The sequence below is a fragment of the Oceanobacillus jeddahensis genome (genome assembly GCF_000750635.1).
GTDB lineage: Bacteria > Bacillota > Bacilli > Bacillales > Amphibacillaceae > Oceanobacillus > Oceanobacillus jeddahense.
In genome coordinates this window covers 138,559-154,440 of sequence record NZ_CCDM010000006.1, presented here as the reverse complement: position 1 = coordinate 154,440, position 15,882 = coordinate 138,559, and the positions used below count along the sequence as shown (strand labels likewise).

The window sequence follows — 15,882 nt, the reverse complement described above, 5'->3', positions numbered from 1 at the left end:
ATGTGTAACCTGAATCAAGTAAAAATTAGACACCGGATTACCCTTAACATGCTATTATCTATTATTGATAGTATTCTTCATTAATGGTTGAAGCATCTTCATCTAAATTTGGTTTTTCTGTTACACTTTGAAAGAACTCTAAATGATTAAAAGAGCGCTGGTCTTCCATCGACGAATCAATAAAAGTTAATAATTCACTTTCAGGTAATTCGATCCCGCTTTCATGTATACTAATCACATACGTGTAATTCCCATTACTCCATATATACTTTAATTCCTGATTGATTTCCTGCACAATTTTCTTAACCTCTACCCCATTCTCCGTCTGTATTTCCTCTTCTGATTCCGGTTCTGCATAGGGATCTTCTTCATTCGTTATTCTATAGGTAAAAAAATCATCGTCATCAATAAAGTAAGCTGAGCCAACAGCTGAGATATCCGATTTGTCCAAGTCGTACTCACTGTCACCATATTTAATATATGTATCCCGCAGTACAACACGTTCCGGATTAAATGTTGGAAATTTGATTTTATCCAAATCAATGGAGAAACGTGTATAAATCGGGTCATATGCTCCTTCTTCTTCCGTTTTGAATGTCTTACTCATTAATTCAAGCAATTTTTGATCCGCTTCACTATATCCATCTTCTGTAAAGATAGATGTAGTATAACACCTTTCATTATGCTTCACAGCCATTTCCTTAAATTCATATTCAAAATAACCATAGTAGCCCTCAATACGTTCATCCTGAAAAGCTTCTCGTTCTTGAAGATCGTTTGTCCATTCATCTAAGCCGTCTTCACATGCCCAAAGTTCGTTCGAATAGGTAATACTAGGAGTCTCTTTTCCTCGATAGCTGGATGAATAATTCACATCTTCTTTTTCTGCAAGTTCACTATCGGTATAGCGTTGTAGATAAATATTTTCGATAGGCGTATCTTCCGTGATGAATCCCAGTTTCAGCATTTCTTTCTGCTCTTCTACCATCTTGACAATTTCCTGCCGCTCATCAATGGCATTCTCCGCATCAACCAATAGCGGACCAGCTTCTGTTGTTTCTGCATTCTCCCCTTCCGTATTCGCATTACTTGTCTCTTCATTTGAAGTATCCCTTTCATTGTTACCGCATCCCGCTAATATCAATCCGATCATTATCAGCATGACTGCTATTACTCGCTTTCCCATCATCTCTCCTCCTGAATATATACGATATACAAATGATAATACCGTTTTCATCCTTTTATGGGAACAGAAGAAAGTACTATTTGTTGAGTTAAAAATAAATAATTAAATAAATAGGCCTAAAACGGAATAATCTTAACTACGGAAAAGATTTTAATCAAGGTTCTTGATTATTATTCAATAAGATAAATACTTTATGGAATTTATTACTATCTTACAACTGTAAAAATTAAGGAAATATTACATGATTTATTCCTTTATCATTTAAATGAAGTACATAGAAATAATTAGTTTCCTATGGTATGGTAAGTTTAGAACTTATTTAACCATATAATCAAAAGGAAGGGGCTGCATAATGAAAAAATACTTGATGATAATGATGATTTTAGTCGCAAGTACATTGCTATTAATGGCGTGTGGCGGGGAAAATGACGAAAGCGAGGCATCTGACACGGAATCTGCCAGCGATCAGAATGATGCAGACGATAGTGATAGTGATATTGAAAGTGAAAGTGAAAGTGATAATGAAAACCAAGAAGCAAGCGCAAATCTTCCAGAAGAAGTCATCCATGATGCAGATGCTGATCCCGTAGAGCTTGAAGACCAAATGGGCCTTGAAATTGGAGAGACAGGTTATGTCATTACACAGTCAGAAAACCTTCCACTTGCTGTAACATTAAACAGTGTGGAAAGAACACAAGATCTTGGCGCAGAAACAAAAGATGGTGATGAATTTTACCTAGTTGGCAATTTTACACTAGAGAACCTAGGGGATAGTACCGTGGAAGTAAAAAAGCCGGATGCAGCTTCCGGGTCAGATGAATCCGTGATTCTCGATGACGAACTGACGCAGGGAGATTTACTTGGAGTTGGCACTTGGTATCTTGATGAGCAAAATAATATCGACTCTGACAATCCAACAAATTCGATATCATTAGAACCAGGCGGAGAGGAAAATCATAAAATCGCTATTTCCATGCATGATGGTGCAGATGAGTATATTATTTTCTTCGGACTTTATACTTCTAATAACAGAGATTATCAGAACAAGGCTGCTTGGACTTTTCAGTCTGATCAGGTAGATGAGGGATAGGATATTATTTGAATGGATGCAAAATTGGTGTTAAAAAATCCACTTTTATTCGTCTTTAAGTGAACGAATATTTTTCTTATACATTTCTATCTTACAAAAAGGCTGGGACGAAACCCAGCCTCCACATAAGCATAACACATACCCTACTATTGGTAAGACTCACATACAATAAGACATTTTCACCTAACTAGACTGATCTTCTCCCCACTGCGGAGCAGCATATCCGTATGGGTTATAACGAGGAAAATTATCAATCGCCATCCCTGTGATTACTCCGCCCAAAAATGGTATACCGTATTGGAAGATCGGATTCCCATAATAAGGAGCTCCAAATCCCGGCCCTATAAAACCAGGTCCATAAAATCCCGGGCCAAATCCTGGACCAAAAAATCCAGGCGCCCACGGTCCAGGTCCACCAAAAAAGAGCCGGGAATCCATCATTCCATGTTGATTATCTTGTTCTACAGAAGGTCTATGCATCTCATCCATTTTCTGCTCATTCCTTTCTCTTTTCACATCCACTTTTAATGTATGCGTTCACCTAGAAAATGAATGGGCTTGTGCATCATTCATGTTTAGAATATTACTTTCTTACATATTAAAATTCTCCTATCCAGAGTGATTAAATCAAAACTTCTTCCTTATAGTTGAAAGTTAGGCAGTTCAATATGTATTTTCTTATCGGGCACATCAAAAAACGGTATTCCACAGGAAAAAGTCATTTCTCCCATGGAATACCGTTTTGTTTAAAAGCATTCTGCATTATCTTATTTCAATTTCCCGCCAAATACCGGCATATCACTTGCTTCTCCATAATTCTCAATCTGCTCTACATTTTTCAAAAATTCCATATCCTCATCTGAAATAGTAAAGTCCACTTCGGCATTATTTTTCATATGTTCTGGATTTGCTGTTTTAGGCAATGGAAGTAACCCAAGCTGTAACGTATAACGGATACTTAATTGCGGGATAGAGACATCATATTTTTCTGCGATAGCTGCAACTTTTTCATTCTTAAATAGTTCTCCATGTGCAATTGGAGAATAAGCTTCAACAAGGATACCTTGTTCTTGCGTATAAGCAATCAAATCAAATGGTGTATTGCTGGTATGCGCTAAAATTTGATTGACCATTGGTTTGACGGTACAATTGTCAAGAATGTTATCCAAATCTTCTTTTTGAAAATTAGATACACCAATGGCACGAAGCTTTCCTGCCTGATAGGCTTCTTCCAGCGCTCTCCAAGCTTCTCTATTTCCTTCAAAAAAGCGTTCTTCTTCCGCAAACTCTACCCATGGTTGCGGACTATGAATAATCATCATATCAATATAATCAAGATCCAGGGTCTCCAATGATTGATTAATCGATGAAACAGCCTCTTCATATGACTTCACTTCAGCAGCAAGTTTTGTCGTAATAAATAAATCTTCTCTATTCACATCACAATTTTTAATTCCCTGTCCGATTCCACTTTCATTTCCATATGCTTGTGCCGTATCAATATGACGATAACCGATTTTCACTGCCTCTTTCACTGCTTGTCCGGCATCTTCATTATCTATAAACCATGTTCCAAGACCTAATTTAGGAATTTTGACTCCATTAGGTAATTGATAATTTTCATTTAAAATCATTTGAACATCTCCTTTGATAAAATGAATAAACTATATTTTGTGAATATCCACTTTGTTTTTTCATTATATTCCCTAAAGTCCACTCTAGGTCAACTGTTTAAATTTTTATTTTTTTAGTTCTATCCTGCCTTAGAACAACTGGAATTCAGTGCTTTCTTACTTTTAATTGACCATACGCAATCAGAAATCAACGCGGGAAGTATATCTGCATTGTCAAAAATCTCGACTTATTAATTAGACCGCACAGCAATTCTCTGGGCAGGAATTGCAGAAGATAGTATTGCCGTTCCTTAAGGGTGATCATGATTCTTGTTTGGGCAGGATGTAAAGCTATCTGTAGTAAAAAAATTTAATTTTAAAAACGTTAAAAAACATTTCAAGCTATTTAGCCAGAAATGTCTTTTCAACTGCTTCTATCTTTCTAATTTTCTCAAGCCCTATTCTTTCAAATTTTCAATACACGTATTACCCGAATCAAACATTACGTATTGTAAAAAACTTTCACTGTCTCCTTGAGTGATTAGTGCAGAAGCAAATCATCTACAATCTGTTCTTCGCTCCACTCTACAGGGTAATATGTTGGCCAATGATCAACTTCTTCCAGAAGCTCATCCCTGTCATCTCCCCAATAAATATGGAAATGGGAAGATTTCTGCGGCGCGATGATATGGTCACTGAACTGGATATTCTGAGGTGGTTTCTCATCACCTTCTTCCAATTCGAATATGAATCGAACACCACGGTTTCCTGCTTCATACTCAAGGATTTCATAACCGTCATATGCATATGTTCCTGAATATGTTTCATCACCTTCATGGAATGTAAATTCACCATCTTCCGTTATTTCGATGTTATCTACATCCGTTGCATAACCTGTGTCATAATACTCCTTGTATTCTTCAAATGACATGTCGTCACTTTCTTCAGCTCTATGTTCATATACTTCGTCAAGGGCACCTTCTTCAAAGTAAGGGTAGACGGATTTCCATTCTCCAGCCCAGTCGGAAATGTCCCTGTCTTCCACATCTTCATCATCGAAATACCCTTCATAGACATCGCCATCATGGTCATCAATGATTACGGTTACAGGCTCCGTTTCACTGATAACTTCATGATCTTCATCATATAATGTTGCTTTTATCTGCTGGTGGTTTACTGCTTCAGATTGGAAAGTATCTCCATCTCCGCCGTCAGCTTCTTCCCATTCACCTTCATCTCCACCTCTGACATACCAATGCCAATGACCGTCTCCTTCATCTGCTACTGTTGATGCTGTAAGATTTACTGTGTCGCCCGTGTGATAATGGGCGTTAAATCCTTCAATCTCAGCATCGCCAGCTTCTATATTTTCTTCGGACTCATGATCATGCTCGTGATCCTCTTCTTCGGTTACCTCTGTATCTTCAGCTGTTTCTTCTTCTGTAGCTGCTGCTTCTTCCTCCGACCTGGCATCTTCGTCTGCACTATCCTGACACGCTGCCAGCACCAGCGCTATAAATAATATTCCTGCAATTCTGAGCAGTTTTTTACGCATTCATATTCTCTCCTTTTATATGTAAATAGTAATGATTACGTTTTACATATTACCATTATATTTGAAAGAATACAATAGGAATAGATATAAATTTTTTACTATTTTAAAAAGAATTAATTTTAATAGTGACTATTTTGCATTAATGAGAATAGGAAGAGACGGCTAATATTCCAGTTCTTACACCACTGTATGTACAGTTTCAATATAGAGTTTTTTTCTTAAAAATAAGCATTAGGAAACCAAGAAAATCACTTGGTCTTAAACAACAGTGTTCTTGCCAAGGAGAGGTCCGCTGCGGGGATGCGTAATAATGGTTTTCGATGGGGCTGAAGAAGAAGAGAAAAAAGAGTTATATATTTCATCTGCTAAAATAGTTTCAGAAACTCGTATAAATCATAGAGTCACTTTCAAAGTGTTAACAACAATTTATGAAGATAGAGAAAAGCAAATTGCTAATAATGATTGAAGAATGATTGAAAATCTTTGTATGGAATTTTTACGTGTTGTTGATAAAATACCAAAAATCACCACATATAAAGAGTTAGCAAATACAATGGAATATTTACTATTAGAAACATCTCTAGATATGAAAAGTTTAGTCCATGATGTGACAATAATCAGTCTGCTGTATTATGAGTTTATTATAACTTTTAAAAACGATGTTTGGGCAGGCAATATATTTTTGGAATCCGTCACACATGGAGAAGAAGGCAAAACATCTATTTATTTTTGGAATGAATCTATATTTACATTTTTTGCACTAAAAATGATGGAAAGTAACTATGAACAATATTTCGCCAATAAACAGTTTTTTGATGCTTTTAAATCTGGTGGGATTTCTACACTTGATAAAGCAGATATGACATTGGATGAATATATCGAAGCAATTTATGAAAAGTTGAAAAATGCAATCTATGGAAAAATGGGAAAAGCAAGTTGGAGACAGATTTCTATTAAATTAGAAAAAATTCTTTTTGATTAGACTTTTTAATAGTCTATATTTCATCTGATTTCAAAAGAAATACTAAATGATGAATAATAAAAATTTATTAGATCTAGCTATGTAATATGAAATACAGTCTGACTAGAAATGAATACAGTATAATCTATAAAAAACCACTTAATCACCATGATTAAGTGGTTTTTATAGATGCATTTTCTGCTGGTGCTTTCACATATTGAGTTTCAAATGAATAGAATCAGCTTTTAAAGCAATAATTATAGTAAAACATATCACAAACAAGAAGTTATAAATGATGGAAATACAAACTTACCTTTCAACGGTACCAGCATCAGCTGCATGAACACCATGACGATAATAATCTTTATTCACAGGTTTCATCGGTCTTTGTCCCCGGATAATGTCTGCTGCCTTTTCCGCCAACATCAATACAGGAGCATGAATATTTCCATTTGTAGTATGCGGCATAGCAGAAGCATCCACGACTCGTACATTATCCAAGCCATGCACTTTCATAGTTAACGGATCTACCACAGCCATTGGATCAGAAGCAGGACCCATTTTTGCTGTACAGGAAGGATGAAGTGCTGTTTCTGCGTCATTCGCTACCCACTCCAGAATTTCTTCATCTGTTTGCACAGAAGGTCCTGGTGAAATTTCACCAGTACTATAAGGCTTTAAAGCGGGCTGTGAAAGAATATGTCGTGAAGCTTTAATCGCCTCAAGCCATTCCTTCCGATCCTTTTCCGTAGATAGATAATTGAAAAAAATGCTTGGATGCTCAAAAGGATCACGGGAACGTATCTTTACACTCCCCCTAGAGTTGGAGTACATTGGTCCAACATGCACTTGAAACCCATGTTTTATATTTGCTTTTTGCCCATCATACCGAACGGCAAGTGGAAGAAAATGGAACATAAGATTAGGATAATCTACTTCTTCATTTGAACGAACAAATCCACCGCCTTCAAAATGGTTGGTTGCTGCGGGACCACTGCGTCCAAGTAGCCATTGTAAACCAATCCAAGGCATTTTGGCTTTATTTAAACTTGGCTGTTCAGAAACTGGCTGCGGACATTCATGTTGAATATAGACTTCAAGATGGTCCTCCAGATTTTCTCCTACCCCTGGAAGATCAACTATTGGCGTAATACCTAATGATTGTAAATGCTCTGCATCACCTACTCCGGACAGTTGCAATAACTGCGGCGTATTAAATGCACCACCGGAAAGAATTACTTCGCCAGCGTTAACATGATATGTCTTGCCATTTTTTTGGTATGTTACTCCTTCCGCATATGTGCCATTAAAATTAATTTTTGTTACAAATGCACGTGTTTCCACTGTCAGATTTTTACGCCGCATTGCCGGACGTAAATAAGCACGTGAGGCAGAAACGCGTCTTCCATTATGCACCTGGCTGTCAAAAGGACCAAAGCCTTCTTGACGAAAACCATTTACATCAGGGGTTCTCTTATAGCCAGCTTCTACAGCTGCATCGAAAAATGCTTGGAATAAAGGATTCTTTGCCGGTCCTCTTCTTAATTTAATAGGGCCATAATGGCCGCGATATTCATCAGAAGAATCCGATCCAAGAGCTGTTTCCAATCGCTTAAAATAAGGAAGACAATGCGCATAATCCCACGTTTCCATACCTGGATCAGCACCCCACCGGTCATAATCCATTGGGTTGCCCCGTTGATAAATCATGCCGTTTATCGAGCTGGAGCCACCAAGTACTTTTCCTCTGGCATGGGCAACACGCCGTCCTTTCATATAAGGTTCCTCATCTGTTTCATAAATCCAATCATAGAAACGATTACCAGATGGAAACATCAAAGCTGCCGGCATTTGAATAAACAAGTCCCAAAAATAATCACTACGCCCCGCTTCCAGAACTAATACACTACTTTTCTTATCTACGCTTAGACGGTTGCCAAGCACAGAACCCGCACTTCCCCCGCCAATAATTACATAATCATATGTTTGATTCATATAAATGACCTCCCGCAACATAATTACAAGTACAAAATTTCTCTTGATAAAATTTTTTCAAGTTTTTTCTTCATTCCATACTAAGTTAGAAAACGTATGTTCAAAAATTTACACATAGCTAATCTGATTTAACAATTTATATTTCTTTCAATAATGTGCAACTTTATTAATTAGCAATCTACATCCTCGATTATACGGTGATTAATCCAACGAGCTACATCTATCTTGTACACGAATATTTAATTTGTTTAATATATTTTTAACAAAAGAGATATAATATTGGCATACAAAAGTTTCATTGCTACAGTAGCTTTTCTATACCCGAAGCCATTCAGAGTGCAATTAAAATTAACTCTATATCTTTTAAATTTTCATATTGAAAATCTAAAAGGAAAGTGATAGTTTAATGCTTCATCCAGCAATGATTTTTTGCATCCACAATATTATCCGATTATTAAAATAGAATTCCTACAATCTATTTTAGTGATGTAAAGCTTTTAAAAAATATATTTCTCTCTTTATTTAAACCAATGAATCGGTGCAGGCTTTTTATTACGGTAAATATGCTTTACTTCTGTATATTCTTCTAGACCTTCATGACCAAGTTCCCGGCCAATACCTGACTGCTTATAACCGCCCCAAGGCGCTTGAGCAAAATAAGGATGGAAATCATTGACCCAAACTGTCCCCATCCGTAAACGGGCTGCGATAAAATCAGCTTTGTTTAAATCTTCTGTCCAAACAGCGCCAGCTAAACCATAGATGGTATCATTCGCTAATCTGACTGCTTCTTCTTTTGACGAAAAAGTTTCTACAGTTAATACTGGTCCGAACACTTCTTCTTGAACAATACGCATATCTTTTGTACAATTTGTAAAAATTGTAGGTAAATAGAAAAAACCATTTTGCAATTCTGGACTGTCTGGTCGTTTACCACCGACAGCTAATGTTGCTCCTTCTTCTTTTCCAATTTGCACATATGATTCTACCTTTGCACGGTGTTCTGCAGAAATCATTGGACCGCTTTGTGTATTTTCATCAAAACCATTGCCTAATTGAATACGTTTTGCTCTCTCAATAAGTGCTTCCACGAATGCATCATGTATACTCTCTTCCACTAAAAGTCTGGAACCAGCAGAACAAACTTGGCCTGCATGAAAAAATACAGCATTTAAAGCCTGATCCACTGCTGTTTCAAAATTAGCATCTGCAAACACAATATTAGGATTTTTGCCGCCAAGTTCTAGTGCTATTTTTTTCATATTTTGGCTAGCAGCCTGCATAATTGTCTTCCCTGTTTCGATACCGCCAGTAAAAGAGATTAAATCAACATTTTGGTTTACAGACAGCTCTGCTCCAACAGTTGCTCCAGAACCAAGTACTAAGTTAGCTACCCCTTTAGGAAGACCAATCTCTCCAATTAATTCAAATACTTTAACTGTGGTTAACGGGGTAATTTCACTCGGTTTCATAACAATGGTATTACCAGCTGCCAATGCTGGTGCAATCTTCCATGCAGCTTGCAATAGTGGGTAATTCCATGGTGTAATCTGACCGCAAACACCTACCGGCTCTCGTACAACTTTACTTTCACTGTCTGGTATCGGTGATGAAATAACTTCACCGCCATTCTTATCTGCCAGTCCGCCATAATATTGAAAAACATTTGCAATATCTTCCATATCATCCTTGCTTTCCTGAATTGTTTTACCTGTATCCAGCGTCTCCAACTCAGCCAGTTCCTGCAAGTCACGACGAATCAATCGGCCAATCTCATAAACAAACTCACCACGTTGATTGGCGGCTAATGTGCCCCATCTCCCCTCATCAAATGCCAGCCTTGCAGCTTGAATAGCTGCACGTGCATCTTCTTCGTTTCCCTCTGCAGCTGTTGCTACAATTTCTTGATTAAAAGGATTTATTATACTTCGTGTTTCTCCAGACTGGGAATTTACCCACTCTCCATCGATGTACATTCTTTGTAAATTCAAATAATCACTCCTATTATTATAATAAAACGTTAAGTTTGTTAAATAAATTTTTAATAAATTTAATACAATTACTCTATCAATATTTCTAGTACCCTGTCAAACATTATTGAAAAGCCTGGAAAACAAGGTGCTTCTTTTTTCTAATGTAGTCATAAGTGCCATGATACTTATTTCTGCTCTTTCCTGATCGTTAAATCCACAACGCCTATTTAAAGCAAATCAGCCTGACTACTAAGGTAAGTGACATACATTTCCAAGAGATAAGTTTACTCTTTTCTATCAAATAGCTGGAGCGATCAGCTTCAATTTTTTGCATTCTTTCTAAAAAAAATAAAATTGCTATCCTCCTCTTTAAGATAGGAATAAAACGAAACTTCATTCAGTGGGAGTTTTCGCTCTTCTCCCACTGAATTAGCCTAAGTGATTCAGGGAGTTAGCGCCCGTTATCTCCCGCCTAAATAAATTCATTCTTACTCTTTATTTTGTGGCGGGAGTTTTACGGGCGGTTCTCCGTGATAAAACAAATAAAATTATTATTTGGGGTTTGACAAAGTATAATCTTCCGTTATCCTGTTACATATAGCATTATGTTTAAAAAATATTGAATGTATTTAATTCTTTTAACAACAGGAGGTGTAAATCAATCTATGGAACATATCTATTAGCACTTTTGTGCTGAGGTAGTCTATTTCAGAAAGATACTTATTAAAAAATAACTAGAAAAGGATGGATTACGTATGCATTTTAGGAGAATCAGCCAATTAATTTTATTTACAATTTTATTTTTTGTATTAGGTGCTTGCGGCTCGAACAGTGAATCAAACGGTTCAGCAAATACGGCAGAAGAAGCTGATGAAAATCAAGGAACCATCACAATCGGACAGATTAACTGGCCTGAAAATATTGCTGTTACAAATCTGTGGAAAGTTATCTTAGAAAATGAGGGTTATGAGGTAGAATTACCTCTTATCGAAATGGGGACTCAAATGGCTGCATTAGCAGAAGGAGATTTGGATATTGCACCAGAAGTATGGCTTCCTGTACAAGATAAGAATTATTATGAAAATTATAAAGATAAAGCTAATTTTTTCGAAGAACCTTGGTATGATAATGGAAAAGTCGGCTTAGTAGTACCAGAATATATGGATGATATTCATTCTATTGAGGATTTAAATGAACATAAAGAAGAATTCAACAGCGAAATAACAGGATTTGAACCTGGAGCGGGAACAATGCTCATTACAGATGAAGTCATTGATGAATATAATCTTGATTTCAATCTGGTGGAAAGCAGTGAGGCAGCAATGATTATTACTGTTACCGATGCATTTAATAATAATGAACCTGTCGTTGCGCCCTTATGGCAACCACATTTTGTATTTTCTGACGCAGATTTAAAATTCTTAGAAGACCCCAAAAATACTTATGGTGAAATAGAAGAAATATATATGGCCACCCGGGAAGAATTTGATACCGACTTTGAAGAAGTAAATGCCTGGATAAGAAACTTTCAATTGAATGACGACCAACTCGGAGAACTGATGAGTGATGTAAAAGATAATGAAGACAATCCGATTGTCGGCGCAGAAAAATGGGTGGAGGAAAACCAGGAAGTTATTGAAGAATGGATGAATTAAATAGAAATAGAGGGATAGGCGGCTCTCGATAAGAGTCGCCTATTTCATATATAAAGAAAATTTTTTCTTATTAACAGTTTACTTAAAATACGCTTATTTCCTATTATTCTCAAACATTTTCGCTCTATATTAGAACTGACAAGTTGCACTTCCGTATATTTCATTATAGAATAAAAGGAACGTTCAATTTATTATAAATGAATTTAATAAAACAGTACGTTCAAGATCTTATTATATAAAAGAGGTGCCGTCATGGAAGGAAATTGGAATAATGCCAATGATGAAAAAAATAAAGAAAAAATTAACCAAGCCGAAACTTTAATGGTTAATACATTTTCAGAAACAATGGATTTTTACGGTGTCACCCCTTCTGTCGGTCGTCTGTATGGAATGATGTATTTTAAGCACCAGCCAATTACACTGGATGAAATGAAAGAAGCTTTAGGCATGAGTAAACCAAGTATGAGTACATCCGTTAGGAAGCTTCAAGATATCGGTATTGTTCAAAAGGTATGGCAAAAAGGCTCCAGAAAAGATTCTTTCACGGCTGAAAAAAATTTCTTTAATTATTTTTCTCATTTTTTTGGTTCAAAATGGGAACGTGAAGTAAGTATGTTTATGACTAATATTAAAAAGGCCCAGGAACAGCTCAATAAAGTAATTGAAGATAGTGAAACCAGTGAAGCATTACGTGAAAGAGCTATCCTGGATTATCAGCAGCTTGATGATGCGCTTGTATATTATCATTGGCTTGAAAAACTTACAAAACTTACAAAATCAGGAGAAATATACCATTATATACCTGTCGAAAATATAATAAAAGAGGATTAAAAGGGAGTGCAGTGCTTTTAATCCTCTTTTATTTTTCTTCCTCCAGAATAACAACTGTGATAATTTCCGCACAAAATGATATCTACAGTGGGAATATTGGATTTCCAATATATAAAATTCTATATATTGGAATAAAAAGAAATGAGCTCCAAAACTACTGTCACTAAGCCAGCAACCACATTGCAAATGGCGGTTTGACATCTGCCCTATAAGGGGATTTTCCCTGCTACGCCTTAAAAGCGGGTATCGAAAGTACTCATACCATCGCACCTCTAAAAGAAGTTTCTTTTATTTTTGTTCTGTCTTTTTATCTTCCTCTTGTTTGTTCTTAGATATATTCTTTAATCGCTTCTTCCGTGATATCTCCTGCTGTCAAAACATCATATCCTTTTGCCCTGAATAGCCTTGATCACTTACTTCCAAACTGTGGACGTTTATCAAATATCATCAGAGGACTTTTTCCTTTTAAGTAACCTATAAATTCAGATACACTTTGTTTTGGCGGGATACTTACACACAAATAAACATGATCTGAACGTACTGCTCCACCTATGATTTCGATATTTTATATCCACATAGTTTTTTTCAATATTTCTCACACATCTTTTCTTACTTAACCGTACATTACCTTTCTCCTGTACTTCAGTATTAACACAATATGATATTAGCATTTTCATTTTGTATGTAATAAACTTGAACTATTAATATTACCTTCTCTTATTCATCTGATATTGACTTGCGACACCATTATCAGTTTAGCACAGGAGGCTTTTTATGTTCGGTGTATCACTACTGCTTATTCAATTCTCCCCAGCATAGCAGGACGATTAAGTTTTTCATTTAGCTATGAATGGATTTGATCCAATCGCGGATGAGACTTGTTGCATAATCAGGTACCTGATTATGCAACAAGTTTTTTATGGATAATTCTGCCCAACTCCATTGCTTGTTCTATAAAAAAATGAATTATAGGGAAGTCTTACAAGACTATTCTCTCACAAGAAGGAAACGAAATTTCTAAATCCTATCACTTTACAAATTTTTAAACACATAGAAATATATTTTATCAATCTATCAATATATCGACCTATCGACAATTTTTTTGCTAGAATCTAAAATGGTTGAATAACTATATAGAAGGAGGAGGCAGCATTATCTTTTTAAAACAAAGAAAACGAAACTTAAAAAAGTTTCTGTTTGTTTTTATCATTTTAGGAATTGCCCTAACAGGTATGACTATTTCCCATCATGTAGCAGAAGCAGCAAACACGCGCATTTATATCGATCCAGGACATGGCGGGTCTGACCCAGGAGCATCAGCGAACGGATTGCAGGAAAAGGATGTAACGTTGGATATCGCATTGAGAACCAGAGACATTTTAAACGAACAGTATAGCGGTCACACGATTAAGCTTTCGCGGACGTCCGATGTAACCAAGTCATTAGATGCGAGAACAAATGAAGCAAATAATTGGGGAGCTAACTTTTTTGTTTCCATACATATCAATGCAGGTAATTCTACAGGCTATGAATCTTTCACATGGAACGGAAGCCATGAAAATAAGGAAAGAACCAACGCCATAAGAAATACAATCCACAATGAAACGGTGGAACAAACAGGATTCACCGACCGCGGGAAAAAAGAAGCCAATTTACATGTCTTACGCGAATCGAGTGCACCAGCCATTCTAACAGAAAATGGGTTTATCGATAATGCAGCAGATGCGGACAAGTTGAAAAGCGATGCCTTTATAGAAGAAATAGCACAAGGACATGCGGATGGAATAGCTAAAGCGCTTGGCTTGCCTGCGAAGTAAAGTTTTGTTCGTTTTTGAAATCTTAAGCAAGGTTAGAGCAAATGGAAAAAATTAAATATGTTTGATGGAAATCGTACCGCTATCTACAGGGAAGATGGCGGTACGATTTTTCTGTTCTTCAAGTATAGGCTATACACTTTTTAGTATGGATACCACCTTAAGACATGAACGGGAAAACCTTACGTTCAAAGTTAATTATTTCCTCACGTTTGTATTCAAACGCCATATTATCTGTATCATGAAGAATAAAATTTAGGAAAAAGAGACAAAAATAAGATTGTCGATACTTGGGCTCAAACGTTAGATGGAAAATAGCGAAAAGATTTGTTAACCCTTCGTCAAATTCCCCAGCTACATACCTCTGGTAATAGGAATAATTATGATGTACATCTAATTCGTTCCAAATAAATTTGAAAAAATCATAGAAGAAAACATATTTACCTGCAGTTTCCCAGTCGATATACCATAAAGTTTTTTCCCCTGCTTCATCAGTTAAAAGAATGTTATCAGACCACAAATCGCCGTGTAAGTTGATAAACGGCAAATTTAGAGAAAGCAATTCTGTGGAAACTTTTTCTATTATTTTCTCAAACTGATGGATATGCTTCACATTTAAACTTGTATTCAATAAGTGATTCAACGTTTGATAATCAACCTTTGAATGAAGCATTAGATAATTGAAATAACTACGATAATCATCATATACTGTTTTCAAAATGAAAGCTGCATCGTTATCTGTTTTATCTTCAAAATGAACGAATTCTTCCATCACCATATTGTGCTTAGCGTCTTGATTGATTAATGAGGGAATACGGAAGAAAGGTGAAAAATAAGTATAGTTTGCTATTTTCCTTTGATAACTTTCTTTATTGGAACAAATGACAAGCACCTCATCATCTGAAAAAATTTTGATATCGCCATTAATACAGAACCATAAGATACTACCTTTGAAATACTTCAGTCTGGAATCTTCTATTTCCAGTGAAAGTTGATCCTCTTTCTTTGTATTTTTAAGGTTATTAACCATAGGATGAGCAGTTTTTGTTGTATTAAAAACAGCTCTAAGATCTTTATCCAACGTATACAGCCCATTCTCTAAATAAGCACTCCATTCTATTACTTGGTCTTTTTTCGCCTGGACTTCTTTATTGTATTTTTTAAATTCTTTTGTCATCTGTTATCTCCTAATCTTTCATACTTAATTTA

12 protein-coding genes and 2 pseudogenes are annotated in these 15,882 nt (G+C 36.1%); 6 read left to right on the top strand and 8 right to left on the bottom strand.

All coding sequences use genetic code 11. The features are described 5' to 3' along the window. Positions 1-61 precede the first annotated feature (61 nt). Positions 62-1,186, bottom strand: coding sequence for a hypothetical protein (locus BN986_RS21585; RefSeq protein WP_040984090.1), 1,125 nt, complete (start codon positions 1,184-1,186; stop codon positions 62-64). A 373-nt stretch (positions 1,187-1,559) separates the two neighbouring features. On the opposite strand from BN986_RS21585, the gene BN986_RS21580 reads away from it, so the two are divergent. Beyond that, positions 1,560-2,276, top strand: coding sequence for a hypothetical protein (locus BN986_RS21580; protein ID WP_148417190.1), 717 nt, complete (start codon positions 1,560-1,562; stop codon positions 2,274-2,276). Positions 2,277-2,459: 183 nt separating this feature from the next. Here BN986_RS21580 and BN986_RS21575 read toward each other — a convergent pair whose 3' ends face one another. From BN986_RS21575 to BN986_RS21565, 3 genes are all read right to left on the bottom strand, one after another. Further along, positions 2,460-2,765 (bottom strand): hypothetical protein, encoded by a 306-nt coding sequence (locus tag BN986_RS21575; protein WP_148417189.1) that lies wholly within the window; start codon positions 2,763-2,765, stop codon positions 2,460-2,462. Positions 2,766-3,043: 278 nt separating this feature from the next. Continuing rightward, positions 3,044-3,910: an aldo/keto reductase gene (locus BN986_RS21570; protein ID WP_081922299.1), complete on the bottom strand. Its 867-nt coding sequence runs from the start codon at positions 3,908-3,910 to the stop codon at positions 3,044-3,046. A 520-nt stretch (positions 3,911-4,430) separates the two neighbouring features. Beyond that, positions 4,431-5,444, bottom strand: coding sequence for a ZinT family metal-binding protein (locus BN986_RS21565; protein ID WP_040984086.1), 1,014 nt, complete (start codon positions 5,442-5,444; stop codon positions 4,431-4,433). 310 nt (positions 5,445-5,754) lie between these two features. On the opposite strand from BN986_RS21565, the gene BN986_RS27195 reads away from it, so the two are divergent. Together BN986_RS27195 and BN986_RS21560 are read left to right on the top strand one after the other, a co-directional pair. Then, positions 5,755-5,910: a hypothetical protein gene (locus BN986_RS27195; RefSeq protein WP_157037099.1), complete on the top strand. Its 156-nt coding sequence runs from the start codon at positions 5,755-5,757 to the stop codon at positions 5,908-5,910. 3 nt (positions 5,911-5,913) lie between these two features. Then, entirely contained in the window at positions 5,914-6,426 is a 513-nt protein-coding gene (locus BN986_RS21560; protein ID WP_040984084.1) for a hypothetical protein, read from the top strand. A 288-nt stretch (positions 6,427-6,714) separates the two neighbouring features. Here BN986_RS21560 and betA read toward each other — a convergent pair whose 3' ends face one another. Then, the gene (gene betA / locus BN986_RS21555; protein ID WP_040984082.1) at positions 6,715-8,400 is read right to left on the bottom strand and encodes a choline dehydrogenase; all 1,686 of its coding nucleotides are present in this window, start codon (positions 8,398-8,400) and stop codon (positions 6,715-6,717) included. 518 nt (positions 8,401-8,918) lie between these two features. Then, positions 8,919-10,376 carry a betaine-aldehyde dehydrogenase gene (betB, locus tag BN986_RS21550; RefSeq protein WP_040984517.1) on the bottom strand — a complete coding sequence of 486 codons (1,458 nt, stop codon included), beginning with the start codon at positions 10,374-10,376 and terminating at the stop codon, positions 8,919-8,921. 752 nt (positions 10,377-11,128) lie between these two features. On the opposite strand from betB, the gene BN986_RS21545 reads away from it, so the two are divergent. Beyond that, complete coding sequence (locus BN986_RS21545) at positions 11,129-12,028, top strand: glycine betaine ABC transporter substrate-binding protein (protein ID WP_040984080.1); 900 nt, start codon at positions 11,129-11,131, stop codon at positions 12,026-12,028. A 252-nt stretch (positions 12,029-12,280) separates the two neighbouring features. After that, positions 12,281-12,859, top strand: coding sequence for a choline uptake/conversion transcriptional regulator CudC (gene cudC, locus BN986_RS21540; RefSeq protein ID WP_040984077.1), 579 nt, complete (start codon positions 12,281-12,283; stop codon positions 12,857-12,859). A gap of 433 nt (positions 12,860-13,292) precedes the next feature. Here the strand turns inward: cudC and BN986_RS28140 are convergent. After that, positions 13,293-13,421, bottom strand: a pseudogene (locus BN986_RS28140) (transposase); the annotation flags it as partial. Positions 13,422-14,091: 670 nt separating this feature from the next. Between BN986_RS28140 and BN986_RS21535 the strand changes: the two are divergent. Beyond that, positions 14,092-14,673: pseudogene (locus BN986_RS21535) on the top strand (N-acetylmuramoyl-L-alanine amidase family protein); the annotation flags it as partial. A 160-nt stretch (positions 14,674-14,833) separates the two neighbouring features. Here BN986_RS21535 and BN986_RS21530 read toward each other — a convergent pair. Next, on the bottom strand, positions 14,834-15,850 hold the full coding sequence (locus BN986_RS21530) for a phosphotransferase (protein WP_040984075.1): 1,017 nt from the start codon (positions 15,848-15,850) through the stop codon (positions 14,834-14,836). Positions 15,851-15,882: the final 32 nt, after the last annotated feature.